Source organism: Streptacidiphilus jeojiensis (assembly GCF_042510965.1).
GTDB classification, from domain to species: Bacteria; Actinomycetota; Actinomycetes; order Streptomycetales; family Streptomycetaceae; genus Streptacidiphilus; species Streptacidiphilus jeojiensis.
Window position 1 is genome coordinate 292,730 of sequence record NZ_JBEUKS010000012.1, and the last position, 25,054, is coordinate 317,783.

General features: G+C 72.6%; 28 protein-coding genes. 14 read left to right on the top strand and 14 right to left on the bottom strand.

Annotated features, from left to right (window positions below):
• Positions 1-43 precede the first annotated feature (43 nt).
• Complete coding sequence (gene dapC / locus ABUW04_RS30150; RefSeq protein WP_380567609.1) at positions 44-1,132, top strand: succinyldiaminopimelate transaminase; 1,089 nt, start codon at positions 44-46, stop codon at positions 1,130-1,132.
• Positions 1,133-1,212: 80 nt separating this feature from the next.
• On the opposite strand, the gene ABUW04_RS30155 is transcribed toward dapC, so the two are convergent.
• Together ABUW04_RS30155 and ABUW04_RS30160 are read right to left on the bottom strand one after the other, a co-directional pair.
• The gene (locus ABUW04_RS30155; RefSeq protein ID WP_380567611.1) at positions 1,213-1,941 is read right to left on the bottom strand and encodes a hypothetical protein; all 729 of its coding nucleotides are present in this window, start codon (positions 1,939-1,941) and stop codon (positions 1,213-1,215) included.
• 280 nt (positions 1,942-2,221) lie between these two features.
• Entirely contained in the window at positions 2,222-3,256 is a 1,035-nt protein-coding gene (locus ABUW04_RS30160; protein WP_380567613.1) for a hypothetical protein, read from the bottom strand.
• A gap of 120 nt (positions 3,257-3,376) precedes the next feature.
• On the opposite strand from ABUW04_RS30160, the gene dapE reads away from it, so the two are divergent.
• Positions 3,377-4,480, top strand: coding sequence for a succinyl-diaminopimelate desuccinylase (gene dapE / locus ABUW04_RS30165; RefSeq protein WP_380567614.1), 1,104 nt, complete (start codon positions 3,377-3,379; stop codon positions 4,478-4,480).
• 68 nt (positions 4,481-4,548) lie between these two features.
• Complete coding sequence (locus ABUW04_RS30170) at positions 4,549-5,364, top strand: LOG family protein (protein WP_084714745.1); 816 nt, start codon at positions 4,549-4,551, stop codon at positions 5,362-5,364.
• A 124-nt stretch (positions 5,365-5,488) separates the two neighbouring features.
• On the opposite strand, the gene folP is transcribed toward ABUW04_RS30170, so the two are convergent.
• On the bottom strand, positions 5,489-6,352 hold the full coding sequence (folP, locus tag ABUW04_RS30175; protein WP_030257691.1) for a dihydropteroate synthase: 864 nt from the start codon (positions 6,350-6,352) through the stop codon (positions 5,489-5,491).
• Positions 6,353-6,451: 99 nt separating this feature from the next.
• Here folP and ABUW04_RS30180 point away from each other — a divergent pair, with 99 nt between their 5' ends.
• Together ABUW04_RS30180 and ABUW04_RS30185 are read left to right on the top strand one after the other, a co-directional pair.
• The gene (locus ABUW04_RS30180) at positions 6,452-6,886 is read left to right on the top strand and encodes a DivIVA domain-containing protein (protein ID WP_063757561.1); all 435 of its coding nucleotides are present in this window, start codon (positions 6,452-6,454) and stop codon (positions 6,884-6,886) included.
• Positions 6,883-7,458 carry a DNA-3-methyladenine glycosylase I gene (locus tag ABUW04_RS30185; RefSeq protein ID WP_380567615.1) on the top strand — a complete coding sequence of 192 codons (576 nt, stop codon included), beginning with the start codon at positions 6,883-6,885 and terminating at the stop codon, positions 7,456-7,458. Before ABUW04_RS30180 ends, ABUW04_RS30185 begins: the two co-directional genes overlap by 4 nt.
• Positions 7,459-7,621: 163 nt before the next feature.
• Here the strand turns inward: ABUW04_RS30185 and ABUW04_RS30190 are convergent, their stop codons facing one another.
• Positions 7,622-8,422: an enoyl-CoA hydratase-related protein gene (locus ABUW04_RS30190; protein WP_380567616.1), complete on the bottom strand. Its 801-nt coding sequence runs from the start codon at positions 8,420-8,422 to the stop codon at positions 7,622-7,624.
• A gap of 334 nt (positions 8,423-8,756) precedes the next feature.
• On the opposite strand from ABUW04_RS30190, the gene ABUW04_RS30195 reads away from it, so the two are divergent.
• Positions 8,757-8,924, top strand: a complete 168-nt coding sequence (locus ABUW04_RS30195; RefSeq protein WP_107101321.1) for a DUF3117 domain-containing protein — start codon at positions 8,757-8,759, stop codon at positions 8,922-8,924.
• A 157-nt stretch (positions 8,925-9,081) separates the two neighbouring features.
• Here the strand turns inward: ABUW04_RS30195 and ABUW04_RS30200 are convergent, their stop codons facing one another.
• Positions 9,082-9,738, bottom strand: a complete 657-nt coding sequence (locus ABUW04_RS30200; RefSeq protein WP_380521476.1) for an O-methyltransferase — start codon at positions 9,736-9,738, stop codon at positions 9,082-9,084.
• A gap of 235 nt (positions 9,739-9,973) precedes the next feature.
• Between ABUW04_RS30200 and sigE the strand changes: the two genes are divergently transcribed.
• The 5 genes from sigE (at position 9,974) to ABUW04_RS30225 (ending at position 14,455) form a co-directional block, all read left to right on the top strand.
• A complete protein-coding gene (sigE, locus tag ABUW04_RS30205; protein ID WP_051725644.1) occupies positions 9,974-10,690 on the top strand; it encodes an RNA polymerase sigma factor SigE in 717 nt (238 codons plus the stop codon).
• Positions 10,687-11,655: an anti-sigma factor family protein gene (locus tag ABUW04_RS30210; RefSeq protein ID WP_051725642.1), complete on the top strand. Its 969-nt coding sequence runs from the start codon at positions 10,687-10,689 to the stop codon at positions 11,653-11,655. Before sigE ends, ABUW04_RS30210 begins: the two co-directional genes overlap by 4 nt.
• 129 nt (positions 11,656-11,784) lie before the next feature.
• Positions 11,785-13,179 (top strand): S1C family serine protease, encoded by a 1,395-nt coding sequence (locus ABUW04_RS30215; protein ID WP_380567617.1) that lies wholly within the window; start codon positions 11,785-11,787, stop codon positions 13,177-13,179.
• A gap of 130 nt (positions 13,180-13,309) precedes the next feature.
• Positions 13,310-13,753 carry a sec-independent translocase gene (locus tag ABUW04_RS30220; protein ID WP_380567619.1) on the top strand — a complete coding sequence of 148 codons (444 nt, stop codon included), beginning with the start codon at positions 13,310-13,312 and terminating at the stop codon, positions 13,751-13,753.
• A gap of 75 nt (positions 13,754-13,828) precedes the next feature.
• Complete coding sequence (locus ABUW04_RS30225) at positions 13,829-14,455, top strand: hypothetical protein (protein ID WP_380567621.1); 627 nt, start codon at positions 13,829-13,831, stop codon at positions 14,453-14,455.
• A 112-nt stretch (positions 14,456-14,567) separates the two neighbouring features.
• On the opposite strand, the gene ABUW04_RS30230 is transcribed toward ABUW04_RS30225, so the two are convergent.
• The 4 genes from ABUW04_RS30230 to ABUW04_RS30245 all read right to left on the bottom strand — a co-directional run bounded on the left by ABUW04_RS30230 (position 14,568) and on the right by ABUW04_RS30245 (position 18,427).
• Positions 14,568-15,722 carry an Mrp/NBP35 family ATP-binding protein gene (locus tag ABUW04_RS30230; RefSeq protein WP_380567623.1) on the bottom strand — a complete coding sequence of 385 codons (1,155 nt, stop codon included), beginning with the start codon at positions 15,720-15,722 and terminating at the stop codon, positions 14,568-14,570.
• Positions 15,723-15,790: 68 nt separating this feature from the next.
• Positions 15,791-16,414 (bottom strand): DUF1003 domain-containing protein, encoded by a 624-nt coding sequence (locus tag ABUW04_RS30235; RefSeq protein WP_063757560.1) that lies wholly within the window; start codon positions 16,412-16,414, stop codon positions 15,791-15,793.
• A complete protein-coding gene (locus ABUW04_RS30240) occupies positions 16,404-17,720 on the bottom strand; it encodes a magnesium transporter MgtE N-terminal domain-containing protein (protein ID WP_030257665.1) in 1,317 nt (438 codons plus the stop codon). Before ABUW04_RS30240 ends, ABUW04_RS30235 begins: the two co-directional genes overlap by 11 nt.
• A 140-nt stretch (positions 17,721-17,860) precedes the next feature.
• Positions 17,861-18,427, bottom strand: a complete 567-nt coding sequence (locus ABUW04_RS30245) for a hypothetical protein (protein WP_380567624.1) — start codon at positions 18,425-18,427, stop codon at positions 17,861-17,863.
• A 109-nt stretch (positions 18,428-18,536) separates the two neighbouring features.
• On the opposite strand from ABUW04_RS30245, the gene ABUW04_RS30250 reads away from it, so the two are divergent.
• Entirely contained in the window at positions 18,537-19,472 is a 936-nt protein-coding gene (locus ABUW04_RS30250) for a DMT family transporter (protein WP_037596048.1), read from the top strand.
• Positions 19,473-19,483: 11 nt separating this feature from the next.
• On the top strand, positions 19,484-20,068 hold the full coding sequence (locus tag ABUW04_RS30255) for a suppressor of fused domain protein (RefSeq protein WP_030257656.1): 585 nt from the start codon (positions 19,484-19,486) through the stop codon (positions 20,066-20,068).
• Positions 20,069-20,230: 162 nt separating this feature from the next.
• Here ABUW04_RS30255 and ABUW04_RS30260 read toward each other — a convergent pair whose 3' ends face one another.
• Both ABUW04_RS30260 and ABUW04_RS30265 read right to left on the bottom strand, forming a co-directional pair.
• Positions 20,231-21,079, bottom strand: coding sequence for a PHP domain-containing protein (locus tag ABUW04_RS30260; protein WP_380567626.1), 849 nt, complete (start codon positions 21,077-21,079; stop codon positions 20,231-20,233).
• Positions 21,080-21,183: 104 nt separating this feature from the next.
• Positions 21,184-21,825 (bottom strand): DUF6758 family protein, encoded by a 642-nt coding sequence (locus ABUW04_RS30265; protein WP_030257651.1) that lies wholly within the window; start codon positions 21,823-21,825, stop codon positions 21,184-21,186.
• 213 nt (positions 21,826-22,038) lie between these two features.
• On the opposite strand from ABUW04_RS30265, the gene ABUW04_RS30270 reads away from it, so the two are divergent.
• Positions 22,039-23,229: an MFS transporter gene (locus ABUW04_RS30270; protein WP_380567636.1), complete on the top strand. Its 1,191-nt coding sequence runs from the start codon at positions 22,039-22,041 to the stop codon at positions 23,227-23,229.
• Positions 23,230-23,317: 88 nt separating this feature from the next.
• Here the strand turns inward: ABUW04_RS30270 and ABUW04_RS30275 are convergent, their stop codons facing one another.
• The 3 genes from ABUW04_RS30275 to ABUW04_RS30285 all read right to left on the bottom strand — a co-directional run.
• Positions 23,318-23,467, bottom strand: coding sequence for a hypothetical protein (locus ABUW04_RS30275; RefSeq protein ID WP_198037527.1), 150 nt, complete (start codon positions 23,465-23,467; stop codon positions 23,318-23,320).
• A 283-nt stretch (positions 23,468-23,750) separates the two neighbouring features.
• Positions 23,751-24,644 (bottom strand): alpha/beta fold hydrolase, encoded by an 894-nt coding sequence (locus ABUW04_RS30280; protein WP_380567628.1) that lies wholly within the window; start codon positions 24,642-24,644, stop codon positions 23,751-23,753.
• Positions 24,645-24,804: 160 nt separating this feature from the next.
• Positions 24,805-25,054, bottom strand: a 250-nt coding sequence (locus tag ABUW04_RS30285; protein ID WP_380567629.1) for a hypothetical protein, incomplete at its 5' end; no start/stop codon positions are given.

Consider the following 25,054-nt stretch of genomic DNA (forward strand, 5'->3'; position numbering starts at 1 on the left):
CGCCCCCGCGCCTTCCACCGCTTCCTGGTGGGAGGCGCGGCGCGTGTCCAAGCTGCTCCCCGAGTTCCCCTGGGACCGTCTGGAGCCGTACAAGGCCACCGCCTCCGCGCATCCGGACGGCATCGTCGACCTCTCCGTCGGCACCCCGGTGGACCCCGTCCCGCAACTGGTCCAGCAGGCCCTGACGGACGCCGCCGACAGCCCCGGCTACCCCACCGTCTGGGGCACCCCCGCGCTGCGGGACGCCCTGGTCGGCTGGAGCGGGCGCCGGCTCGGCGCGACCGGGCTGACGCACCGCCATGTGCTGCCGCTGGTCGGTTCCAAGGAACTGGTCGCCTCGCTGCCGACGCAGCTGGGCCTGGGCCCGGGGGACCGGGTGGCCTACCCGCGGCTGGCCTATCCGACCTACGAGGTCGGCGCGCGGCTGGCCGGGGCGGACCACGTGGTCTACGACGACCCCTGGGAGCTGGACCCGGACGGCCTCAGGCTGCTGTGGCTCAACTCCCCGTCCAACCCCACCGGCCGGGTGCTGACCGCCGACGAGCTGCGCCGCACTGTGGCCTGGGCCAGGGAGCACGGGGTGCTGCTGGTCAGCGACGAGTGCTACCTGGAGCTGGGCTGGGAGGCGGAGCCGGTGTCGGTGCTGCACCCGGACGTCTGCGGCGGCAGCTACGACGGCCTGGTGGCGGTCCACTCGCTGTCCAAGCGCTCCAACCTGGCCGGGTACCGGGCGGCGTTCCTGGTCGGGGACCCGGCGGTGCTGGGCGAGCTGCTGGAGATCAGGAAGCACGGCGGCTTCATGGTGCCCGCCCCGGTGCAGGCGGCGACGGTCGCCGCGCTGGGCGACACCGCCCATGTGACCGAGCAGCGGGCCCGCTACGCCGCCCGCCGCGAGGCGCTGCGCGGGGCGCTGGAGGCCAACGGCTTCCGGATCGAGCACTCCGAGGCCAGCCTCTACCTCTGGGCGACCCGCGACGAGCCCTGCTGGGACACCGTCGGCGACCTGGCCAAGCACGGCGTGCTGGTCGCTCCCGGCGAGTTCTACGGGGACGCCGGCGCGCGGTTCGTGCGGGTGGCGTTCACCGCGACCGACGAGCGGGTCCGCGCGGCGGTGCAGCGCCTCGGCGGCTGACACCCCGCCGATGTCCGTGCGCGAGGGCCCCGAAGCAGCTGCTTCGGGGCCCTCGCGCAGGTGGAACCGCTGACCCGGTGTCAGCCGACCGGCAGGCTGCCCAGCGGCAGGGTCTGGGTGAGGTTGCCCAGGGCGGAGGTGTCGCCCAGACCGGGCAGCCCGCCGAGGCGCTGTCCGGCGGCCGGCGCGGCCGCCCCGGCGACCTGGCCGACGGTGGACTGCGCGGCGCCCAGCGGCAGGCTGTTGACCGGCAGGTTGCCCAGCGGCAGCGAGGAGAGCGGGCCGGCCGGGGCCGGGGCGCTCGGGGTGATGTTGGCGGCCACCGGGGTGTTGCCGGCCGGGGCGACGCCGGAGGCCGTGGACTGGACCGTGTCGACGGCCGGGACGGCCTGGTGGGCGGCGCTGACCGGCACGGCGCGGGTCGCGCCGGAGGCGGCACCGGCCAGCGGGCCGGCCGCTCCGGCGGTCGAGCCCGCCACCTGGGCCAGCTGGCCCGCCGAGGCACCGAGCATGTGGTTGGCCTCGGGAAGGGCCTTGGCGGTGGCGGCACCGGCCGCGTCCGCGACGGTGGGGACGGACTGGGCGACGGCGCTGCTCGCGCTGGAGCCGGTGAGCTGTCCGGCCTGGTGGCTGGCGGACTGGACGTCGCTGCCGAGGGCGCCGGTGTCGAGCTGGCTGAGCCCACCCAGGTCGGGGACGCTGGGCAGCGCGGGCGCGGCGGAGGCGGTACCCGCGGTGAGGGCGGGGACGGCGCCGGCGGCGACGACGAACGCGGCCGTGACGATCCGGCGCGAGAGGGGGAGAGACATGGTGCTCCTCGTTGAGGTGGGGACTGAACCAGTCCGCCGGGCGGACGTGGTGATTACCGCCTGAGGAGCGAGAAGGTTGCGGCCGACGCCAGCAAAGAGTTCCTAAACATCGCATTATCTTTTTCGGTTCATATTCGGACAATTTGACGCGGTGTCACGCCCGGGAAGAAAGGCTTCTCCGAGGCTGCGCCAGGGCCGATCCGATGCACACAGAATCTTTGCAGGACGGCCGTGCGCTGGGCCGTCCGAGACCCCCGCGCGTCAACCCGGTGGGCCGCCGTTAACTCGACGGGGACGAGGACGCGGCATCCTTCGCCGCGACGCTGATCCGCACCGGGCCGGAGCCGGCCGCGGCGCCGGAGGCCTGCCAGCCCTTGGTGGAGTCGGAGCTGCGCCAGACCTTGCCGCCGTAGGAGACGGAGGTGATGTGCAGGTCCTGGCAGTTCGCCACCGCCCACTGCGCCACCGCCCAGCCGCGGGCCGTCCCCGTGGTCCCGCTGCCGGTCCCGACGGTCAGTCCCAGGCCCTGGGAGTCGGCGGACGCGGAGGCCGAGGGCGACCCACCGGCCGCGTCGGCGGAGCCCGCCGCGGTCGCCGCCTTGGGCGTCACCGTCGCGCCGAAGTCGTCCTTCAGCTTCGCCGAGACCGCCCGGCCGCCCTGCTGCAGCCCGTCCGCGCCGATCGGCCCGGTGACCGCCGCGCCCACGCTGTTCACCGTGCAGTTCAGCGACGCCGGGACGCGCCCGGTCAGGGCGCCGGAGAGGGTCTTGGCATCGGTCTCGTGGGTGGCGTAGGCGTCCGGGTAGCCGCTGTGCTGGACGTCCTGGGCGGCGACGGTCAGCGGCAGCTGCGCGTAGCCCTGGATCTGCACCAGCTTGTCGAGGAACTTGTTGGTCGCGTAGACCGGGTCGCCGATCTGCGCCGGGGTGCCCCAGCCCTGCGAGGGGCGCTGCTGGAACAGGCCGATCGAGTCGCGGTCACCGGCCGTCAGGTTCTGCAGCTTGGACTCCTGCATGGCGGTGGCCAGCGAGATCGTCACCGCGCGTTCCGGAAGTCTTCGGGAGATGGCCACCGCCGCGATGGTCCCGGCATTGCTCATCTGGTCCAGCGAGAGGTCGACCACGCCGTCGACGCTGTCGACCTCGCAGCCCTCGGCGACCGGGATGGGCAGCAGGTCGCGGTGCCGGTTCAGGTACAGGCCGACCGCCACCACGATGGCCAGCACCAGCACGAACGGCAGGCAGCCCAGCCACCGCCGACGCCGCCGCCCGGTGGGCGCGGTCTCGGCGGAGTCCATCATCGACTTCAGACTCACCCGGCTGTTCCTCCTTGCCATGTTCGCTGCACCCTACCGACTGTGACGACCCCGCCGTGAGCCCGGTTCTCCCCGGCATCGATCCCGCCGACCGCTCGGCAGGCCGTAACCTGGCTGGTCATGACTGGTTCCAGTACCGCCGACAGCTCGGCCACGGCCGCCGTACCCGTCCTCGATCTCACAGCGAGCGGGGGTGAACTCACAGCCGCCCTGGTCGACATCCCCTCGGTCAGCGGCGACGAGCGGCTGCTCGCCGACGCCGTCGAGGCCGCGCTGCGCTCGCTGCCGCACCTCACCGTGGACCGCGACGGCGACGCCGTGATCGCCCGGACCGACCTGGGCCGCTCCGAGCGGGTGGTCCTGGCCGGACACCTGGACACGGTGCCGATCGCCGACAACCTGCCCTCCCGGGTCGACGGCGACCTGCTCTGGGGCTGCGGCACCTCCGACATGAAGGCCGGCGTCGCCGTCCAGCTCCGGATCGCCGCCACCGTCCTGGACCCCAACCGCGACCTCACCTTCGTCTTCTACGACTGCGAGGAGGTCGAGGCGACCCGCAACGGCCTCGGACGGCTGGCCAGGATCCACCCCGAGTGGCTCGCCGCGGACTTCGCGGTGCTGATGGAGCCGAGCAACGCGCAGGTCGAGGGCGGCTGCCAGGGCACCATGCGGGCCACCGTCAGCACCACCGGGCACCGGTCCCACTCGGCCCGCAGCTGGCTCGGCGACAACGCCATCCACAAGGCCGCCCCGATCCTGCAGCGGCTGGCCGACTACGTGCCGCGGCTGGTGGACATCGACGGCCTGGAGTACCACGAGGGCCTCAACGCGGTGAACATCCAGGGCGGGGTCGCCGGCAACGTCATCCCGGACGCCTGCACCGTCACCGTCAACTTCCGCTTCGCGCCGGACCGCAGCGAGGCCCAGGCGGAGGCGCACATCCGCGAGGTCTTCGACGGCTACCAGGTCGTGGTCACCGACTCCGCCCCCGGCGCGCTGCCGGGCCTGTCGCACCCGGCCGCCGCCGCCTTCATCGCCGCGACCGGGGCCACCCCGCAGGCCAAGTTCGGCTGGACCGACGTCGCCCGCTTCTCCGCGCTCGGCGTCCCCGCCGTCAACTACGGCCCGGGCGACCCCAACCTGGCCCACACCCGCGAGGAGCACTGCTCGCTGGCGGCGGTGGACGAGTGCGAGAAGCGGATCAGGGACTGGCTCCAGGACTGACCCGGCCGCTGAGCTCGATCAGAAGAGATCCCACCTGGTCACGCGTCCAGGCCGTAGCCTACGTAGGTATGACGAACGACAGGCAGTACGGGCAGGGCCCGGACCGGGTCCCGACGGGCCCGAGGAAGACGGCGGAGAAGCGGCGCGGCCCGGTGCTGCTCCGCGGCGAGCAGGTCGACAGCAGCACCACGGACCAGCGGCTGCTGGACTCGGCACAGAACGCGGACTGGCTGCACACCGATCCCTGGCGGGTCATGCGCATCCAGTCCGAGTTCGTCGAGGGGTTCGGCGCGCTCGCCGAACTGGGGCCCGCCGTCAGTGTGTTCGGCTCCGCCAGGACGGCGGCCGACTCGGTCGAGTACCAGGCCGGCGAGCAGATCGGCCGCGCCCTGGTGGAGGCCGGCTACGCGGTGATCACCGGCGGCGGACCCGGCGCGATGGAGTCCGCCAACAAGGGCGCGCACGAGGCCGGCGGTACCTCGGTCGGCCTCGGCATCGAGTTGCCCTTCGAGCAGGGGCTCAACCAGTACGTCGACCTGGGTCTGAACTTCCGTTACTTCTTCGTCCGCAAGACCATGTTCGTGAAGTACTCGCAGGGCTTCATCGTGCTCCCGGGCGGCTTCGGCACCCTGGACGAGCTGTTCGAGGCATTGACGCTGGTGCAGACCCACAAGGTCACCCGGTTCCCGGTGATCCTCTTCGGGGTCTCCTACTGGTCCGGCCTGTTCGAGTGGGTCCGCAACACCCTGGTCGCCGAGGGCAAGGCCTCCCCGTCGGACCTGGAGCTGATCCAGATCACCGACTCCGTCGACGAGGCCATGAAGATCCTCGACGAGGCCCGCCTCCGCAACGGCGTAGTGAACCCGGCCCATAACCCGGAATAGGTGGGTGCAAGCGGGCCAGTCGCAAACGTCCAGGGGCGCGGGGAACTGCGCGAACGGCAACCACCCACCGGCGTGGAGCCCGCCCGGCAGTACCCCACCCTCGGCGGCCGGTGACCCCTGGCCGTCAGGCCAGCCCGCGGCGGGCCACCGCCGGCGGCCGGGTGCCCCGGATCGAGGCGACCATGTCCAGCACCTGCCTGGTCTCCGCGACCTGGTGCACCCGGTAGACCTGGGCCCCCAGCCACGCCGAGACCGCCGTGGTCGCCAGCGTGCCCAGCAGCCGCTCGCCGACCGGCTTGTCCAGCGTCTCGCCGACGAAGTCCTTGTTGGACAGCGACACCAGCACCGGCCAGCCGGTGTCGGTCATCTCCGGCAGCCGCCGGGTCGCCTCCAGCGAGTGCCGGGTGTTCTTGCCGAAGTCGTGCCCCGGGTCGATCAGCACCCCCTCGCGCGGCACCCCCAGCGACACGGCCCGCTCCGCCAGCGCCAGCGTGCGCTCCAGGATGTCGGCCATCACGTCCTGGTAGGCCACCCGGTGCGGCCGGGTCCGCGGCTCGGCGCCGCCGGCGTGAGTGCAGACGATGCCCACGCCGTACCGCCCGGCGACCTCCGCCAGCAGCGGGTCCACCCCGCCCCAGGCGTCGTTCAGCAGGTCGGCGCCGACCTCGCAGACCGCCTCGCCGACCTCGTGCCGCCAGGTGTCCACGCTGATCACCGTGTCCGGGTGGCGCTTGCGCAGCTCGGCCACGAAGGGCACGATCCGGCGCAGCTCCTCCTCGGTGCTGACCTCCTCGCCCGGCCCCGCCTTCACCCCGCCGATGTCCAGGATCGCCGCCCCCTCGGCGACCGCCCGGTCGGCCGCCGCGAAGGCCGCCTCGTCGGCGAAGGTCGCGCCCTGGTCGAAGAACGAGTCCGGGGTGCGGTTGACGATAGCCATGATGACCGGCTCGTCTGCACCGAAAATCCGCGGGCCGAGCGCGAGAGCCATGCGTCCTCCAAGGTACGTACGCCATGATGGCCCCAGTACCGTTCAGTACTGTGGGGGTCCCTTCATGATCCCCCACCGGGAGCCGGGAGTCGTGGGCTTGTGTTCTGGTTGATCCTCGTCGTCATGGTGCTGGTGGTGGGCGCTGCGGCGCTGGTCGCGCTCGGAGGCGGCGGTTCGCTGCCGGAGGCCGAGCAGGACCGGCTGGCCGCGCGGCTGCCCCTGGACCGTCCGCTGACCCGCGCCGACGTGGACGTGCTGCGCTTCCCCATGGCCGTGCGCGGCTACCGGATGGACGAGGTGGACGACGTGCTGGACCGCCTCGGGGTCGAGCTGACCCACCGTGACGTCCGGGTCGCCGAGCTGGAGGCCGCCCTCACCGCGGCCCTGGCGGCCGGCCACCCGCAGGCCGGCCAGCCGGGGACGGCGGAGTTCGAGGCGCTGCGGATGCGGTTCGCCACCCCGGGCGGCACCACCCTGGAGAAGCAGTCGCCGCAGGACGCCCTGCCGGGCCTGGACCAGGAGTCGGGCCAGTGAGCCCGAGCGCCACCGTCCTCGGCGAGGACGGCCTGCGCCGCTGCCCCTGGGGCCTCTCCCCGCCCGACTACGTCGAGTACCACGACCAGGAGTGGGGCAGAGCGGTCCACGGCGACCGGGCCCTGTACGAGCGGATCAGCCTGGAGGCGTTCCAGTCCGGGCTGTCCTGGATCACCATCCTGCGCCGCCGGGAGACCTTCCGTAAGGCGTTCTCCGGCTTCGACCCGGCGGTGGTCGCCGAGTTCGGCGACGCGGACATCGAACGGCTGATGGCCGACCCGGGCATCATCCGCAACCGCGCGAAGGTGCTGGCCACCATCGCCAACGCCCGTGCCGTGCTGGAGCTGGACGGCACCACGCTGGACGCGCTGATCTGGTCCTTCGCCCCGAAGAAGCCGGGCCGGGCCCCGCGCGCCATGGGCGACGTCCCCGCGGTCACCCCGGAGTCCACCGCCCTCGCCAAGGAGCTGAAGCGCCACGGCTTCCGCTTCGTCGGTCCGACCACCGCGTACGCCCTGATGCAGGCCTGCGGCCTGGTCAACGACCACTTCGCGGACTGCTTCGCCCGCTGACGGGTGCGGGCCGCGCATGGTTTGTCGCGCACGCTTTTCAGTAAGCAGAGCCCCGCGCCCCTAGGTAGGTGCAAGCGGGCCAGTTGCAAACGTCCAGGGGCGCGGGGAACTGCGCGACAAACCACCACGGACCCGCACCAGTTCCCCGGGCCTCCCCCCGCGCCTACCGCCCGACGTACTTGGGTGCCTCCTTCGCCAGGAAGGCCTGCACCGCGATCCAGTGGTCCTCCGCCGCCCCGGCACGGGTCTGCAGCTCGTCCTCCTTGCCCAACGTCTCCACCAGCGTGTGCCCCGCCCCGTAGGCCAGCGACTCCTTGATCGCGCCGAAGGCGACCGTCGGTCCCGCCGCCAGCCCCGCGGCGAACTCCCGCGCCGTCGCGGCCAGCTCCGCCGCCGGCACCACGCGGTGCGCGAGCCCGAGCGCCAGCGCCTCCGCCGCCGGAACCGTCTGCGGGAACATCAGCAGCTCGACCGCCTTGGCCTGCCCCACCAGCCGGGGCAGCGTCCAGGACACCCCCGAGTCCGCGGTCAGTGCCACCCCGGCGAACGAGGTGTTGAACCCGCTGTGGTCGGCGATGATCCGGAAGTCGCAGGCCCAGGCCAGCCCCGCGCCGGCCCCCGCCGCCACCCCGTTGACCGCCGCGACCACCGGCTTGGGCATGGTCGCGATCGCGGTCAGCAGCGGGTTGTAGTGCTCCCGCACGGTGGATAGCGGAGCCTCCCCGCCGTCCCGGGCCGCGGCCAGCTTGCCCAGGTGCTCCTTGAGGTCCTGGCCCACGCAGAAGGCCCGCGGGCCGGCGCCGGTGAGCAGCACCGCCCGTACCGCCGGGTCCTCCTTGGCGGTGGTCATGGCGTCCCGCAGCGCCACCTTGGTCTCCGTGTCGAGCGCGTTCATCGCCTCGGGCCGGTTGATGGTGACGGTCGCCAGCCCGTCGCTGAGCTCGTACAGCACGGTGTCGGCCATGCGGATCTCCCATTACTCGTCAGTAGTCCCATGCCAGCATGACGGATCGGCAGCGGCTTGGCCGATGTGACGTAGGCCACTGTTTCGGACGTGTCCCGCCCGGTCGGCCGAACCGGGGCGAGGGCGCGGGGACCCGCCGGGGACACGGGAACTGATTTGCGATCGGAACCGGGTGGTCAGCGTACGGATGAGCCTGCCGGGACGGGAGAGAGTAGTGATGTTGGTCATCGGGTGCCCCGATGCGGGATACTGGACTCCGATCAATGCGTTCGATACCTGCGGTGGACGGGCCGTGGGTGCGTCGGTGAGCAGGTTCGCAGGAAGGGGAACGAGCATGGCGGCCATGAAGCCGCGGACGGGCGACGGCCCGCTCGAGGTGACCAAGGAGGGGCGGGGCATCGTCATGCGAGTACCGCTCGAGGGCGGCGGGCGGCTGGTGGTCGAACTGACGCCGGACGAGGCCGACGCTCTGGGCGAGGCCCTGAAGAAGGCCTGCGGCTGACGACCTCCTGGTCCCCAAGCGAGTAGCGCACCTGTGGCTCTGGCCCCGCACCCCCTCCGGGGGCCCGGGACCAGGGCCACAGCTGTGAGCGCTCACTCCCGCGAAGCCCCGCCCGTGCACCCGCACCCGCAGCTCGCGCATTCGCAGCCCGCGCGTCTCAGCGCCGCACCGCGCACAACAGTCCGTCACCGACCGGGAGCAGCGCACTCAGCAGGGTGTCGTGCTCCCGCACGGTCCGCACCAGATCCCTGGTCGCCATGTCGTCCAGCGCGCTGACGGCCCCTTCGAAGCAGACCATTCCCCCAGGTCGCAGCAGGCGCAACGATTCAGCCAGGTAGTCCGGCGACTCCGCCGGATCGCCGTCGCAGAACACCAGGTCGTACTGCCCGTCCGCGAGCCGGGGCAGGACCTCCAGGGCGGCGCCGGGAATGCAGCGGGCCCGGCTCGGGGCGAAGCCGGCGTCCGAGAAGAGCTCGCGGGCCTGCCGCTGCAGCCCCGGCTGGATGTCGACGGTGGTCAGGATCCCGTCCGGGCGCATCCCGCGCAGCAGGCAGATGCCCGACACGCCCGCACCGGTGCCGATCTCCACCACCGAACGGGCGCCGACCGCCGCCGCCAGCACGGCCAGGGCCGCTCCGCTGGCCGGCGACACCGGACGCACCGTGGCCAGCTCGGACTGCCTGCGGGCGTACTGCAGCACCTCGTCCTCGACGGCGTAGGCATCGGCGAGGCGCGGGTCCGACGGCCCGTAGCCGGTGATGGCTGCTCCCTCTCCGGTTCTGTCCTGGTTCCGTGTCCATGTATTTCTGGCCACAGGTTAATGGGTCTTGAAGGAACCGGAGCGGGGCGCGGCCCGTTGGGAGGGGTGAGTGCGGCCGACCCCGCAGGTGGGTCGTATGGTGATTGGCTTTTATCCGGAGCTGACGGGTGAGGCGGATATGGTGGTGACCCTGCTTGGCAGAAGAGCCGATCGAGGAGGTGTGGCCGAGGGGGGCGCGGGTTCGCGGTACTTCCGCGGTCGTGCGTCGGCCCTGACGCCAAAGCCCGTGATGAGTGAGTCCAAGCCCGCACCCAGCGAGCGCGAGGCCGCAGAGCCCGCGCACAGTCCGCAGACCGCCTCCTTCGACGAGGCGAGCGCGGCCTCTGCCTGGACGCCTCCCAGCTGGGAGGAGATCGTCCAGACCCACAGCGCCCGGGTGTACCGGCTGGCCTACCGCCTGACGGGCAATCAGCACGACGCCGAGGACCTCACCCAGGAGGTCTTCGTCCGGGTGTTCCGTTCGCTGTCGACCTACACGCCCGGCACTTTCGAGGGCTGGCTGCACCGGATCACCACCAATCTCTTCCTGGACATGGTCCGCCGCAAGCAGCGGATCCGCTTCGACGCCCTGGCCGAGGACGCCGCCGAGCGGCTGCCCAGCCGTGAACCCTCGCCGGCCCAGCACTTCCACGACACCCACTTCGACGCCGACGTCCAGCAGGCGCTGGACACCCTCGCGCCCGAGTTCCGCGCCGCCGTGGTGCTCTGTGACATCGAGGGCCTCTCCTACGAGGAGATCGCCGCGACCCTGGGCGTGAAGCTCGGCACGGTCCGCAGCCGGATCCACCGCGGCCGGGCACACCTGCGCGCCGCCCTGCAGCACCGGGCGCCCGGTGCCGCCGAGGGCCGCGAGCGCCGGGCCGGCGCCGTCACCGAGCCGGGCGAGGTCGCCCTGTCCAGTGCCAGTGGTACGGACGAGTTCGCGGAACAGAGGCGGTCGCTGTGACCGAGCAGCCGCACCGCGCCCGCAGGCCCGAGGTCCTGGTCGAGCTGCGGGTGGACCGGTCCGCCGCAGCCCCGGCGGTCCAGGCCGTCGAGGAGCAGCACCTGGGGGACCGGCTGGCCGCCTTCATCGACGGCGAGCTGGACCACGACGGCCGGGAGCGGGTCCAGGCGCATCTGGCGACCTGTTCGGCCTGCCTCAGCCGGGCCGAGGAGGAGCGCCGGATCAAGAGCCGGATCGCGGCGGCGCTGCCGCCCGACCCCAGCGCCCTGTTCCTGGCCAAGCTGATGGGCATCGCCGGGGACGACGACGGCGACCGGCAGCCCCCGAGCGCCGGCGGCACCGGCCGCAGGGGCTTCGGCGGTTCCTCCTTCGGCGGTTCGAACTCCTTCGGCGGCGCCGACTCCTTCGGTGCCAACGGCTTCGGCAGCGGACGCTTTGGCAGCAACGCCCTCGGCGCCGACCACCCGGTACCCGGGGTGGACCCGCGGGCCGAGCGCGGCAGCCGGCTGTTCCAGAGCGAGCAGCGTCCGATCGCGGCCCGGCTGCGGGCGGGCTTCGCGCCCGGCGACAGCCGTCCGGAGAACCTCACCTCTCCGGAACCCACCCGCGAACAGACCGTGTCGCGCCCGTCCGCGGCGCGCGGCAGGCGCTTCGCCTTCGCCGCCGCCGGGGCCTTCTCGGTCGCCGCGGTCGCACTGGGCAGCGCCATCACCGGTGTGAGCTCGGCCGAGCCGACCGTGGACGAGCCCTACGGCAATGTCGCCCCGGTCGCCGACACGGCCGGCAGCACCGCCGGTGTCGACAACGCCCCCGGCGGCTACGGCCGCAACAGCGGGCAGCTGGCGTTCGGGGTCTCGGCGAACCTGCCCGGAGAGTTCTCCCAGCCGCTGGTCGTGCCGTCCGCCTCGGTCACCTCAGTGCCGGCCGCGGGCAGCGAACCGATGCTGCGTTCCGTCACGAGATAGCCGTGGCGGTCGGTACGGCCGGGCCCGCCGGGACGGCGGGGTCGGTTCGTTACCGTGGCGACTCCACAACGCCGTTCGGACCTGGTTGACTGTCCCTCCCCAGCGGCGAAGCGGAGGGCGGTGCGCCGGATGGTGGTGGAGGTCGAGGCAGGGCACACCCTGGGTACGACCATGCCGCCCGACGTCCCGGAACAGGCCGCGGAGCAGGTCGCGGACCGGGCTGCGGACCGCTCTGCCGCTCCACCCGCGCCGCGCTGGTGGAGCCACCCGGACGGTCCCGGCGGACACGGCTTCCGGCTGGCACCGGAACCCGGGGCGCCGCCGCCCGGACCGTCCGACAGACCGTCAGCCGTCGTCCCGATCCGCCCGTCGGCCCCGCGCGACGGGCGCGCAGCAGGCTCCCGCGCCCCGCGCTCGACCCTGCACCAGTCGGTGCGGATCGCGGTGGGCGCGGTCGTCGCGGTGCTCTGCGCGGGCCTGCTGGGCGGCTGCATCGGGGCGCTGGTCCAGGGCACCCGCCAGGGCGGGCGGATCACCCTGCAGTCGGCCAGCGAGGCACCGGTGCCGCGGTCGCCCGGAACCACCGCCAGCATCGTCCGCGCGGTGCTCCCCGGCGTGGTCTACCTCAGCGTCAGCGCCTCCGGGACCACGACCACCGGCACCGGCATCGTGCTGGACGGCGCCGGGCACATCCTCACCAACAACCATGTGGTCGCCCCGCTGGGCAGCGCCGGGCGCACCACCGTCACCTTCAGCACCGGACAGCGGCACCCGGCCGCGCTGGTGGGCCGTGACGTCGGCTCCGACCTGGCCGTGCTCCAGGTGAAGGGGGTCTCCGGGCTGCATCCGCTGGCGCTCGGCTCCGCCGACCGGATCGAGGTCGGCGACCCGGTGGTCGCCATCGGCGCACCCTTCGGCCTGCAGGGCACCGTCACCTCGGGCATCGTCAGCGCCAGGGACCGGCCGCTGACCTCGGGCGGCACCAACTCCGGAGCGGGCCTGGCCTACCTGGACGCGCTGCAGACCGACGCCCCGATCAACCCGGGCAACTCCGGCGGTCCGCTGCTGGACGCCGCCGGCACCGTGGTCGGCGTCAACACGGCGATCCGCTCCGCGGACTCCGACAGCAGCGACCCCTTCGGCGTCACCGACGACAGCGGCAGCATCGGCCTGGGCTTCGCCATCCCGGTGGACCAGGCGATGCGGGTCGCCGAACAGCTGATCAACACCGGCCACGCCGGCCACACCGTGCTGGGCGCCACCGTGGACCTCACCTACCAGGGCGGCGCCGAGGTCACCGCCGTCGCGGGGCAGGGCGGGGCCGATCCGGCGCTGCGCCCCGGCGACGTCGTGGTCGCCCTCGACGGCGGTCCGGTGACCAGCGGTGACGACCTGGCGGCCCTGGTCCGCGGGCGCGCCCCCGGCGCCACCGTGGTCCTCACCGTCCTGCGCGACGGCCGGACCAGGGAACTCCCGGTGCCGCTGCACTCGACGCGGCGCGACGACGGGGCGAACACCGTGTGACATCGGTCCTGTGACATCAAGTGGGACCGCACACGTATGAGCGATATCGCGCCGGTGGCGACTACGCTGGTGCCGGTACGCCGCTCGGGGCCCACGAGCGGGTGACTTCACCTCCCAGGGGAGCCGCACGGTGTTCGACATAAGTCCATTCAAACTGGTGGCGCTGATTGTCCTCGCCGTGATCATCTTCGGCCCGGACAAGCTCCCCAAGCTGGTCGCCGACGCGATGGGGATCATCCGGAAGATCCGCGAGTTCTCCGACAGCGCCAAGGAGGACATCCGCAAGGAGCTGGGACCGGAGTTCAAGGACTTCGAGTTCGAGGACCTCAATCCCAAGACCTTCGTCCGCAAGCAGTTGGCGACGCACGGCGAGGAATTCGGGCTGAACGACCTCCAGGAGCTGAAGAACGGCTTCAGCAAGGACGCGGCCGCCGCGACCGCCGCGGTGAAGTCGGTCCGGTCCGACCCGCTGGCCAAGGTCGCCGACGACTCCGCCCCGCAGGTCGACATGGCCAAGCCGGAGAGCACCCCGGCGGCGGCCGAGCGGCCCGCGTACGACCTCGACGCGACCTGACGACGCCTCAACCCGATCCCGCCCCCGCTATTGTTCTGCTGCGACAGCACAGCCGAGCGGAAGCAGAGGGCCGAGATGGACACCACCAGCCAGACGGGGACGGCCGACGCCGTCGTCGACGGCTATCTGCGCGCGGACTTCCCCTGGTACAGCCTGGACGAGGCGTGGACCGGGAACCGCTGGCTCGCCCCGGTCGGCACGTCGCCCGACGGCACCGTGGACTACGGGTCCATCGGGCACGGCGACGAACCGGCGCGGAGCTACGGCAAGCAGGACCCGGCAGCCGAGTCGCGCCGCTACGCGGTCGTGGTGACGGTGGCCCGGCGGCCCGGCCGCCGGCTCGGTGACGGCACCGGGATACTGGACGCCACCTCGGTCTCCTCGGCGGCGTGGCTCGCCGGGTCGGGCCTGCTGGCAGCGACGGAGCTGGGCCCGATGGCCCGCGAGATGCGGCAGAACTGGCTGGACCAGCAGTCCACGCTCGCCTGGGACCTCGCGGACGACCTGGACGGCTCCGGCTGGTCCTCGCTCACCCTCCCGGTCAACGGCACCCCCCAGCCGTTCCGCTACCGCGAGTCCGAGTACGGCTGGGTGCTGGCGGGCGACGCGCCCGGGGTGCACCTGGGTGCGTACGGGCGTGGCGTGAGTGCCTATGCGTTGGGCTTCAGCACGGTCACTGACCTCGGTGGGTACACCGGCTAGTGACCGGGTGACGCGTCCTGCCTGGCTTGTCGCGCAGTTCCCCGCGCCCCTGCAGGGGCGCGGGGAACTGCGCGAACAGGAACCATGCACCGAGGTGCCACCGCTCGGCGCGTCAGAACTTGTTGCGCGGGGTGATCCCCAAGGACAGGCCGGAAAGCCCCCGCTGGCGGTTCCCCAGCTTGGAGGCGATCCCCCGCAGAGCGACCCCCGCGGGGGAGTCGGGGTCGGTCAGGACGACCGGCTTGCCCTCGTCCCCGCCCTGGCGGAGCCGCACGTCGATGGGGATGCTGCCGAGGACCGGCACCTTGGTGCCGGTGGCCTGGGTGAGCGCGTCGGAGACGGTCTGCCCCCCGCCGGTGCCGAAGACGTCGACCATCTCGCCGCAGTGCGGACACGGCATCCCGGACATGTTCTCGATGACGCCGACGATGGTCTGGTGCGTCTGCAGCGCGATCGTCCCGGCCCGTTCGGCGACCTCCGCCGCCGCCTGCTGCGGGGTGGTGACGATCAGGATCTCCGCGTTGGGGACCAACTGCGCCACCGAGATGGCGATGTCACCGGTCCCCGGCGGCAGGTCCAGCAGCAGCACGTCCAGGTCGCCCCAGTAGACGTCGCCGAGGAACTGCTGCAGCGCGCGGTGCAGCATCGGCCCGCGCCACACCACCGGGGCGTTGCCCGGGGTGAACATGCCGATCGAGATGACCTTCACGCCGTGCGCCGACGGCGGCATGATCATGTTCTCGACCTGGGTCGGACGGCCGTCCACGCCCAGCATCCGCGGGATGCTGTGGCCGTAGATGTCGGCGTCGACCACGGCGACCTTCAGCCCGTCGGCGGCCAGCGCCGCCGCGAGGTTGACGGTCACCGAGGACTTGCCCACGCCGCCCTTGCCGGACGCGACCGCGTAGACGCGGGTGAGCGAACCCGGCTTGGCGAAGGGGATCTCCTTCTCGGCCTGGCCGCCGCGCAGCATCGAGGCCAGTTCCTGGCGCTGCTCGGTGCTCATCACGTCCAGCTCGACGGCGACCGAGGTGATGCCGGGGACCGCGCCCACGGCCTCGGTGACCCTGCTGGTGATGGTCTCCCGCATCGGGCAGCCGGAGACGGTGAGGTAGACGGCCACCCTGGCGGCGCCGTCCTCGTCGATCTGCACCGATTTGACCATGCCCAGCTCGGTGATGGGCCGGTGGATCTCCGGGTCCTGCACCGTCCCGAGGGCCGTGCGCACGGACTCCTCGAGGGCGGTTGTCTGCGTATCGGAAGCCATGCACTGATGGTACGACGCAGCAGACGCGGCCCCGACCGGCCCGATGGGTGCAGCCGGTCACAGCGACGTCAGCCGGCAGCCTCGTCGGGTTCGCTCGGCGTCCGGTTCTCCAGTTCCTTGAGCAGCGTCTGCAGTTCGGAGCGGAGGAAGTCACGGGTCGCCACCTCGCCCAGGCCGTGCCGGAGTGCGGCCACCTCCCGGGTCAGGTACTCGGTGTCGGCGACGTTGCGCTCGGTCCTGGCCCGGTCCTGCTCCATGTTGACCTTGTCCCGGTCGTCCTGCCGGTTCTGCGCCAGCAGGATCAGCGGGGCGGCGTAGGAGGCCTGCAGCGAGAGCACCAGGGTCAGGAAGATGAAGGGGTACTCGTCGAAGCGCCAGGAGCGCGGAGCGGCGATGTTCCAGCCCACCCAGAGCAGGATGAGCAGCGTCATCCAGACCAGGAAGCGACCGGTCCCCAGGAAGCGGGCGATCCGTTCGGACAGCCGCCCGAAGGCGTCCGAGTCCGGGCTGGGCAGGGTGACGAAGCTGCGACGGCGCTGCGGCTGGTCCAGCCGGTTGCGGCGGCGGTCCTCGCTGCCGCGCTCCTGGGTGCGCCGACCGTCCGCCTCGCGGGGCCGCTGGCCGGCCGTCTCGCGCAGTCGCTGGTCCCGGCGCTCGCGGAGGTTCCTCAGGTCGCGGCGGTCACCGGCCATCGGTGGTCACCCCCTCCGGGACGCGGTCGTGCTCGGAGTCGTCGTCGTGCAGCGCCGACTCGCGCCAGTCGTCGGGCAGCATGTGGTCCAGTACGTCGTCGACGGTCACCGCGCCCAGCAGGTGGTCGTGCTCGTCCACCACCGGTGCGGCGACCATGTTGTAGGTCGCCAGGTAGTGGGTGATCCGGTCCAGCACGGCGTCGGGGGAGAGCGCGTCCAGGTCGCCGTCGACGATGGCGCCCAGCAGCGTGTAGGGGGGCTCCCTGAGCAGCTTCTGGAAGTGCACCAGGCCCAGGTAGATGCCGGTCGGCGTCTCCGTCGGCGGCCGGCACACGTACACCTGCGCGGCCTGGGCCGGCTTGAGGTCGGAGACCCGGATCCGGGCGAGTGCCTCGGCGACGGTGGCGTCCGGCTCCAGCACGATCGGCTCGGTGGTCATCAGCCCGCCGGCGGTGCGCTCGGCATAGGTGAGCAGGCGTCGGACCGGCGCGGCCTCCTCCGGCTCCATCAGCTGCAGCAGCCGTTCGGCGTCGTCCTCGGGCAGCTCCGACAGCAGGTCGGCGGCGTCGTCCGGGTCCATCGCCTCCAGCACGTCGGCGGCGCGCTCCTGGTGCAGCGCGCCCAGGATCGCCACCTGGTCGTCCTCCGGCAGCTCCTCCATGACGTCGGCGAGCCGCTCGTCGTCCAGCGCGGCGGCCACCTCGGAGCGGCGCTTGGCGGAGAGGTGGTGCAGCACATTGGCGAGGTCGGCCGGGCGCAGCTGCTCGAACGTGGCCAGCAGGTTGGCCGCGCCCTGGTCCTCCTCGCGCAGCGCGAAGCCGGTGACGGCGGACCAGTCCACGGTCAGCGTCTCGCCCTTGCGCCGGAGCCTGCCGCCCTTGCCCTTCTCCACGAAGACCTTGTCGATCTCCCACTCGCGGTTGCGGGTCTGCACCATCGCCACGTCCAGCACGGTGACGGTCTCGCCGGCCTCGCCGTTGGGGCCGCTGGTGCGCAGGGCGACCCGGCGGTCCAGCAGCTCGGCCAGCACCAGGGTCTCGGTGGGGCGCTGCTCGAAGCGGCGCATGTTTATCACGCCGGTGGTGATGACCTGGCCCGACTCCAGGCTGGTGACCCGGTTCATCGGCAGGAAGACCCGGCGTTTGCTGACCACCTCCACGGCGAAGCCGAGCACGCGCGGGGGCCGTCCGCCCAGCCGCAGGCTCACTACGAGGTCGCGGATCCGCCCCACCTGGTCGCCCGACGGGTCGAACACCGCCATGCCTGCGAGGTGCGAGATGAACACGCGGGAGGAGGCTCCGGTCATCTGCCTTTCCTGCCTGTCGCTGTTGCAGTCCAGGTCGTGCCGCGCCCGGGGGTGGCACGGTCTGGACATGCCACAGATTACCGGCGGCGAACAGGTGCTGCTGCCCTGCTCAATCCTCTGACAGGACAGTCATACCGCACTCATGACTGCTCAGGCTCGTTTCTGCCGACGGTGGCGTTCCGCCGGCGGCGGCGCCCGAAGAGGAGCCTCGGCAGCGCGGCCGGGACCGGTTGCCGGGTGGTCGCCGGGGTCGGCACCGGCGCGGCGGCGTGCGAGCCGTCCGGCATCGAGCCGGGGCCGGCCACGCTCGCGCCCACCGCGACCAGCCGCAGCACCCGGGACTCGGCGGCCCAGCGGTCGGTCACGGTGGCGTGGTCGGGGGAGTTCAGCCGCTTGGCCTTCAGCTCGTCGACCGCGGCCGTCCAGGCCTCGCTGTGCGGCGGCAGCTCGTCCACCCGGACCGGCCAGGCCACCAGCCGGCCGCCCTTGTCCTTGCTGCGCGCGGTCAGCACCGTGGACTGCCCGTCCACGAGCCCGTGCAGCGGCTGCTCGGCCCCCTCGCCGACCACAGTCACCGCCCCGTCGTGCCACACCTGCCACAACGGCCGCTCGGTCCGGTCGGGGAGCTGGACCCACAGCAGCCCGGACTTCTTCGCCGACTCCTCCACCAGAGCCCGGTCCAGCAGCTCCACCCGCACCTCAGTCATGCGCTGAGCTTATGGCGTCCACGCCCTGATACCCCTTCGCCCGGGGAGCGTCAGTCCCATACCATCGTCATGCCCCTTACTGGGAGCGGGCCAGCAGCCGAGGAGCGCCGTGCAGACGACCAGCGCAGTCACCACCGACGCGCCGCCGCCTCCGCCGTCCGCGCACCCGGACCTCTCCACCGTGCCCAGGATCGACTTCCTGCTGCTGGCCCTCGCGGTCAGCGGGGTCGCCTTCTCCGCGCCGCTGATCACCGCGACCGCGGCCCCCGCCGTCGCCATCGCGTTCTGGCGCAACTGCATCGCCACCGGCGTGCTCTCGCCGATCGCGCTGCTGCGGCACCGCGCCGAACTGCGGGCGATGAGCCGACGCACGGTGCTGCTCTGCCTGGCCGCGGGCGCCTTCCTGGCGCTGCACTTCGCCATGTGGCTGCCCAGCCTGCGGATGACCTCGATCGCCTCCTCGACCGCACTGTGCACGGTCACCCCGCTGTGGACCACGCTCTACCTGCGGCTGCGCGGCCACCACATCCCGCGGATGGTCTGGATCGGCTCGGCCACCGCCTTCGCCGGCGTGCTGGTCCTCACCGGGGTCGACTTCAGCACCGACACCCGGGCGCTGGCCGGTGACGCCCTGGCGCTGGGCGCGGGGATGGCGGCCTCCGGCTACTTCCTGCTCGGCAGCGAGGTCCGCAGGACGGCCAGCACCATCGCCTACACCTATGTCTGCTACGCCACCACGGCGGTCCTGCTGCTGGTCGCCTGCGTGGCCTCGGGCCAGGCGCTGACCGGCTACAGCGGCTCGACCTGGCTGAAGATCGTGCTGCTCACCGGCGCGGCCCAGTTCCTCGGACACTCCCTCAGCAACCGTGTGGTGCGCACCCTCGGGCCCTCGCTGGTGTCCACCGCCATCCTGATGGAGACCCCGGGCGCCGCCCTGATCGGTGCGGTCTGGCTGGGCCAGATGCCGCCGGTGGCGGTCTACCCGGCGGTGGGCCTGGTGCTGATCGGCCTGCTCGTCGTGATCCGCGGCCAGCGCAGGACGTAGGGTTGTCGTCCATGTCCCACGACGCAGTCCTCACCGCCGTCGAAGCGCGGTTGACCAGTACCTTCGGCGAGCCGGACGCCCGCGCCGCGGTCACCTTCCTGGGGGCCGACCGGATCGAGGTGCTGCGGTTCCACGACGCGGACGGCCTGGTCCGCTACGCCACCCTGGGCATGTCGGCGGCGCCGATGGCCGATCCGACCAGCGTGGTCGCCGATCCGGTCGCCGGCCCCCGCGCCGAGCTGGTGTTCACCGTGCGCGGCGGCCGTGACGAGGTGCTCCGTCCGCTGGCCACGCTGGCGGCTTCGCCGCAGGTCGAGGGCCTGGTGGTGGCCCCGGGCGCCTCGCTGGACCTGGGTGCGCCGCTGTGGGAGGGGGCACCCTTCACCTCGTTCCTGGTCGCCGAGCCAGGCGGGCTGGTCGAGGACCTGGAGCTCCCCGAGCCGGCCGACCCGGTCCACTTCCTGCCGCTGCTGCCGATGACCCCCAACGAGGCCGCGCACAAGCGGGTGCACGGCGCCGCCGAACTCCAGGAACGCTGGCTCCGCCACGGTACGGATCTGCGCGACCCGCTGCGGCGGGGGGTGCCCCTCGACTGAGGTGGTTTCTGACGCGTCTTCGGCTGCGGACCGTAGCGGGCTGGTCGCGCAGTTCCCCTCGCCCCCAGGGGGCTGCAACTGGCTCAGTTGCACTATCCAGGGGCGCGGGGAACTGCGCGACCAGCCAGGCAGACGCCGCACCCCCGAACGGACAGAGGGGCTTCAGGCCGTAACCGGCTTACCCCCCGTAGCGCGAGCGACAATCGCCTCGTAGACCTCGGGCGCAGTCGTGTTCGCCCCCAACCGCACCGCCTTACGACTGCCGTGGTAGTCGCTGGAGCCGGTCACCAGCAGGCCGAGATCGGCCGCCAGCCCGCGCAGCTGCCCGCGGATCTCCTCGTCGTGGTCCATGTGGTCCACCTCCAGCCCGCCCAGCCCGGCCGCCGCCAGATCCGCGATGACCTGCTCGGAGACGGTACGGCCGCGCTTGACCGCACCGGGGTGGGCGAACACGGTGACCCCGCCGGCCGCCCGCACCAGCCGCACCGCCTCGAACGGGTCGAACTCCCGCTTGCGGACGTCCGCCCGGCCGCCGTTGGCCAGCCACTCCGCGGTGAACGCCGCGTCCACCGAGGGCACCACCCCGGCCTCCACCAGCGCGCTCGCCACATGCGGACGGCCGACCGCGCCGCTGCCGGCGATCCGCCGGACCTGCTCCCAGCTGATCGGCGCGCCCAGCTCCCGGCAGCGCTCGGTCATCGCCTCGGCCCGGCGGAACCGGTCGGTGCGCACCAGCTCGCGCTCCCGGGTGAGTTCGGCGTCCTCGGGGTCGAAGAGGTAGGCCAGCATGTGCATCGAGATGCCCTCGACGTGGCAGGACAGCTCGGCCCCGGTGACCAGCGTCAGCGGCGTCCCGGCCAGTGCCGCGGTCGCCTCGGCGTAGCCGGAGACGGTGTCGTGGTCGGTGAGCGCGACGACGTCCAGCCCTGCGGCGACCGCATGGCCCACCAGCTCGGCGGGGCTGTCGGTGCCGTCGGAGGCAGAGCTGTGGGTGTGCAGGTCGATGCGCACGTGCGGTACTCCTCAATCCGGGGACGCCCCCGAGCTTAGAGTGCCGCTCTGTGCGACCAGGGTCCTGCGTGACCGGGGCCCGGTACGACCAGGGCCCGGTGCGGTTACGGTCCGAGCAGTCGGGGCGAGATCGCACCGCACGGCAGCAGCTCGATCTCGGCGCCCGCGTCGCGCAGGTCCGTGAGCACCAGTTCGTCGTACATCAGCAGGCCGCTGCGCTCCGGCCAGGCCACCGCCCACAGCCACAGCCCGCGGGCCTCGCCCACGAACACGGCCCGGTCGTCAGGGGTGCCGGACACGTGCCAGAGCGCGGTGGGCCGCCCCGCGGCCAGCACCTTGGCGTGCGGGGGCTTGTCGACGGCGATGGCGTCGCCGGGGTCGGGACCGGGCAGCCCGGCGAAGCGGGCGCCGAGGCCGACGCCGATCTCCTCGGCCACCAGGACCAGTTCGCCGGGGCCGCCGAGCGGTCCGGGGCCCGAGCAGGCGACGGCGGTGGCGCGGGCGCCTGACAGGTCGTCACCCGCGTGGGCGATACCGGTGAACAGCCAGCCGACCGGCAGCGGCCAGGGCATCCACACCGGGACCTCGGCCCGGGCGACGGCGACGGAGAGGGCCTGCACGCTGGGGGGCACCACGGGTTGCAGCGGATGCACGGTGCCGTGCGCGTCGCACTGCCAGGTATCGGTGAACAGTCCTGGGGCGCGGACACGGCCCCCGCACCTCGGGCAACTGGGCTCGCCCCTCATGCTGCCCAACGGTCCTCCCTCCCGACCGGCCAGTCAAGGACGATCACCCGCACGGTGGGTATTCGTTGCACTCTACAACTAGATAGATGTATGATGAATCTAAATTGCAGGACGAGGCCGGAGACAAACAGGAGGCGGGTCGTGGGAAGTCCACAGACACTGACCGGATTCCAGGAGCACGAACGGGAGCGGAGCAGCATCCTGCGCCAGCCCATGGCGGTCTGGGCCACGGCGGGCGCCGCGGTCGTCGCCTTCATGGGCATCGGCCTGGTCGACCCGATCCTGCCGTCCATCGCCAAGGGCCTGAACGCCGACGCCGGCCAGGTGTCGCTGCTGTTCACCAGCTACTTCCTGGTCACCGCGGTGGCCATGCTGATCACCGGCTGGGTGTCCAGCCGGATCGGCGGCAAGAAGACCCTGCTGATCGGGCTCGCCCTGGTGGTGGTGTTCGCGGCGCTGGCCGGCACCTCCGGCAGCGTCGGCGAGCTGGTCGGCTTCCGGGCCGGCTGGGGCCTCGGCAACGCCCTGTTCGTCTCCACCTCGCTCGCCGTCATCGTCGGCGCTGCCGCGGGCGGGAGCGAATCGGCCATCCTGCTCTACGAGTCGGCGCTCGGCCTGGGCATGGCCTGCGGTCCGCTGCTGGGCGCGGTGCTCGGCAACATGAAGTGGCGCTACCCCTTCTTCGGGACCGCGACGCTGATGGCCGTCGGCTTCGTCGCCATCTCCTTCCTGCTGAAGGAGCAGCCGAAGCCCGCGCGCAGGACGCGCCTCTCCGAGCCGCTGCGCGCCCTCGGCCACAAGGGTCTGGCCTCCACCGCCGCCAGCGCCTTCTTCTACAACTACGCGTTCTTCACCGTGCTGGCGTTCTCCCCGTTCGTGCTGAACATGAGCCCGTACCGCAGCGGCGGGGTGTTCTTCGCCTGGGGTGTGCTGCTGGCGCTCTGCTCGGTGTTCGCCGCCCCGCGGCTGCAGGACCGCTTCGGCTCGCTGAAGGTGCTGGGCACCTCGCTGGTCCTGCTCGCGGCCGACCTGCTGCTGCTCGGCTACGGCTCGCACACCGCGGCGATCGTCGCCACCGTCCTGTCCGGTGCCTTCATCGGGATGAACAACACCGTCTACACGGAGCTGGCGCTGGAGGTCTCCGACGCCCCGCGCCCGGTGGCCTCGGCCGGATACAACTTCGTCCGCTGGTTCGCCGCGGCCGCCGCGCCGTTCATCGCTCCCAAGCTCGCCGACCACGTGAACATCCACATGCCCTTCGTGGTGGCCGCCGCTGCCGCGGTGCTGGCCATGGCCGTGGTCGCGGTCCAGCGCCGGCACCTGCGGCACGACGCCCGGGAGCTGGTGGCGGCCTCCGCCCCGGCCGGCGCCCTCACCGACGAGCTGGCGGCGCAGCCGTCCTGACCCGTGGCCGTCCGGACGCGCCCGATCCGGACGCGAGAGTGCCCCGCAGACACCGCTCGGTCTGCGGGGCACTTGCTGTCGGTTCCGGTCAGGACGCCTGTTCGTGCGGGCGGATGTAGATCCGTTCCCCGGTTGCGGCGGCGTCCTCGACCATGGCGCGGACGGTGTCCGCGTCCGCGATGAGGGGCTCCGGTGTACTGCCGTCGGTGTCGCTCAGACGCACGATCTCAAAACGCATGGGCCTCTCCCTTCCTTGCCTACTATGCAGCGCAGCTGCTTCGCGACGATTGCCCATCCGTTAATCCCCGGTGTCGGACCGAGTGGCCCCGAGTGGGCTCCGGTGCCCAGGGGATGTGGCGGAGGGAAGTGATGGGCGCGCACGGTGTGCAGTCTGGTCAAACGAGAATGCCGGGTAAAGATATTCCGGCCGACAGAACTTTACTGAAAGTCGCCGAATCTGTCGCGACGGATTCAGTCAGTGAGCACTCTCTTACGGTCGGAGAATGATTTCTGGCGGAGTATCAGTTGACGTTCAGCCAGAAATCGGCCAGGGCCGCAGCCGTGGCGCCGGGCTGCTCGGCGTTGGGCGAGTGTCCGGCACCGGGGATCCGGACGTACCGGGCGCCCAGCCGCTCCGCCATGCCGGCCTGCTCGGTCACCGGCCAGGCGTAGTCCTCCTCGCCGGACAGCACCAGGGTGGGAAGCCCGGCCGCGGCCAGGTCGTCCACCCGGTCCGGCTCGACGGTCAGCTGCCGGCCCGTCACGGCCAGCGCCTCGGGGATGTTCGCCAGCCACCGGCGGTGCAGGAAGTCCTCGATCTCCGGCGGCAGTTGCTGCTCGACGCCGGCCTCCCGGTCCATCTCCCGCATCGCCTGCCAGATCGACTCCAGGTCCATCAGCGGCAGCACCGAGACCAGCAGTTCGGCCCGCTTCCCCTCCTCGGCGGCGACCGGGCCGGGGCCGGTGCTCATCAGCGTCAGCGAACTCCACGGCAGCGACTCCGGGGTGCTGCCGCCGAGCAGCACGGCCTCGCGGACGACGTATCCGCCGAAGGAGTGCCCCAGCAGGTGCAGCGGCCCGGTCGCGCCGGGCAGCAGGCCGGTGACGGCCTCGGTGACCGCCAGCAGGTCCAGCGCCAGCGGTTCCAGGGCGTAGGCGGCCGGGTCGGCCGGGCCGCCGGTCTGGTACTGGCCCCGCTGGTCCACCGCGACGACCTGGAAGCCGGCCTCGGTCAGCGGCTCCAGCAGCGCGATGAAGTCCTCCTTGCTGCCGGTGAAGCCGGGGACCAGCAGCGCGGTGCCCCGGGGCGACCCGCTCGGCGGCATGCTGTGCAGGGCGGCGAACTCGCCGCGCGCGGTCGCCAGCCGGATGCTGCGGGCCGAGGCGGGCAGGGTGAGGAACGGGGGCGTGCTCACTGCGGTCTCCATCCGGTCCGGCCTGCGGGAATGCACCTGGTCGTGCGCTCCGACCCTATCGGCCGCAGATGACGGCCACGTGGCGGGACGGGAACGGGGACGGGCGCGGACAGGAGTACCTGTCCGCGCCCGTCCGTCGGTGCGCCTGTGCTGCCTGCGGCTAGCGCAGCCCGGCGGCCTCGGCCGCGGCCGTGGCGGCTGCGGCGTCGGCCAGGCGCTCACTGCGACGGCGGCGGCGCTGCGGTGCGACCTCGTCCGCGGCGGTGGCGGCGGCCGGAGCGGCGGCGGAGGTGCGCCGGCGCGGGGCCGGAACCTCGGCCGGGGTCGGCACCTCGACCGCACCCGCGGGGCGGGCTGCCCGGCGGCGGGTCCGCGGCGCGGGCGCCTCGGTGGCCACGGTGCCGGACACC

Excerpts from the sequence above, each read along its gene's own strand:
- folP (WP_030257691.1), bottom strand. The coding sequence starts at position 6,352 with ATGGCTCTCGCGCTCGGCCCGCGGATTTTCGGTGCAGACGAGCCGGTC.
- ABUW04_RS30190 (WP_380567616.1), bottom strand. The coding sequence starts at position 8,422 with ATGGCCGACACCGTGCTGTACGAGCTCAGCGACGGGCTGGCGACCGTC.
- ABUW04_RS30230 (WP_380567623.1), bottom strand. The coding sequence starts at position 15,722 with ATGGCTTCCGATACGCAGACAACCGCCCTCGAGGAGTCCGTGCGCACG.
- ABUW04_RS30155 (WP_380567611.1), bottom strand. The coding sequence starts at position 1,941 with ATGTCTCTCCCCCTCTCGCGCCGGATCGTCACGGCCGCGTTCGTCGTC.
- dapE (WP_380567614.1), top strand. The coding sequence starts at position 3,377 with ATGACTGGTTCCAGTACCGCCGACAGCTCGGCCACGGCCGCCGTACCC.
- ABUW04_RS30270 (WP_380567636.1), top strand. The coding sequence starts at position 22,039 with ATGGCGGTCTGGGCCACGGCGGGCGCCGCGGTCGTCGCCTTCATGGGC.
- ABUW04_RS30255 (WP_030257656.1), top strand. The coding sequence starts at position 19,484 with ATGTCCCACGACGCAGTCCTCACCGCCGTCGAAGCGCGGTTGACCAGT.
- ABUW04_RS30195 (WP_107101321.1), top strand. The coding sequence starts at position 8,757 with ATGGCGGCCATGAAGCCGCGGACGGGCGACGGCCCGCTCGAGGTGACC.
- ABUW04_RS30245 (WP_380567624.1), bottom strand. The coding sequence starts at position 18,427 with ATGACTGAGGTGCGGGTGGAGCTGCTGGACCGGGCTCTGGTGGAGGAG.
- ABUW04_RS30275 (WP_198037527.1), bottom strand. The coding sequence starts at position 23,467 with ATGCGTTTTGAGATCGTGCGTCTGAGCGACACCGACGGCAGTACACCG.
- ABUW04_RS30240 (WP_030257665.1), bottom strand. The coding sequence starts at position 17,720 with ATGACCGGAGCCTCCTCCCGCGTGTTCATCTCGCACCTCGCAGGCATG.
- ABUW04_RS30215 (WP_380567617.1), top strand. The coding sequence starts at position 11,785 with ATGGTGGTGGAGGTCGAGGCAGGGCACACCCTGGGTACGACCATGCCG.
- sigE (WP_051725644.1), top strand. The coding sequence starts at position 9,974 with ATGAGTGAGTCCAAGCCCGCACCCAGCGAGCGCGAGGCCGCAGAGCCC.
- ABUW04_RS30225 (WP_380567621.1), top strand. The coding sequence starts at position 13,829 with ATGGACACCACCAGCCAGACGGGGACGGCCGACGCCGTCGTCGACGGC.
- ABUW04_RS30265 (WP_030257651.1), bottom strand. The coding sequence starts at position 21,825 with ATGAGGGGCGAGCCCAGTTGCCCGAGGTGCGGGGGCCGTGTCCGCGCC.
- ABUW04_RS30170 (WP_084714745.1), top strand. The coding sequence starts at position 4,549 with ATGACGAACGACAGGCAGTACGGGCAGGGCCCGGACCGGGTCCCGACG.
- ABUW04_RS30235 (WP_063757560.1), bottom strand. The coding sequence starts at position 16,414 with ATGGCCGGTGACCGCCGCGACCTGAGGAACCTCCGCGAGCGCCGGGAC.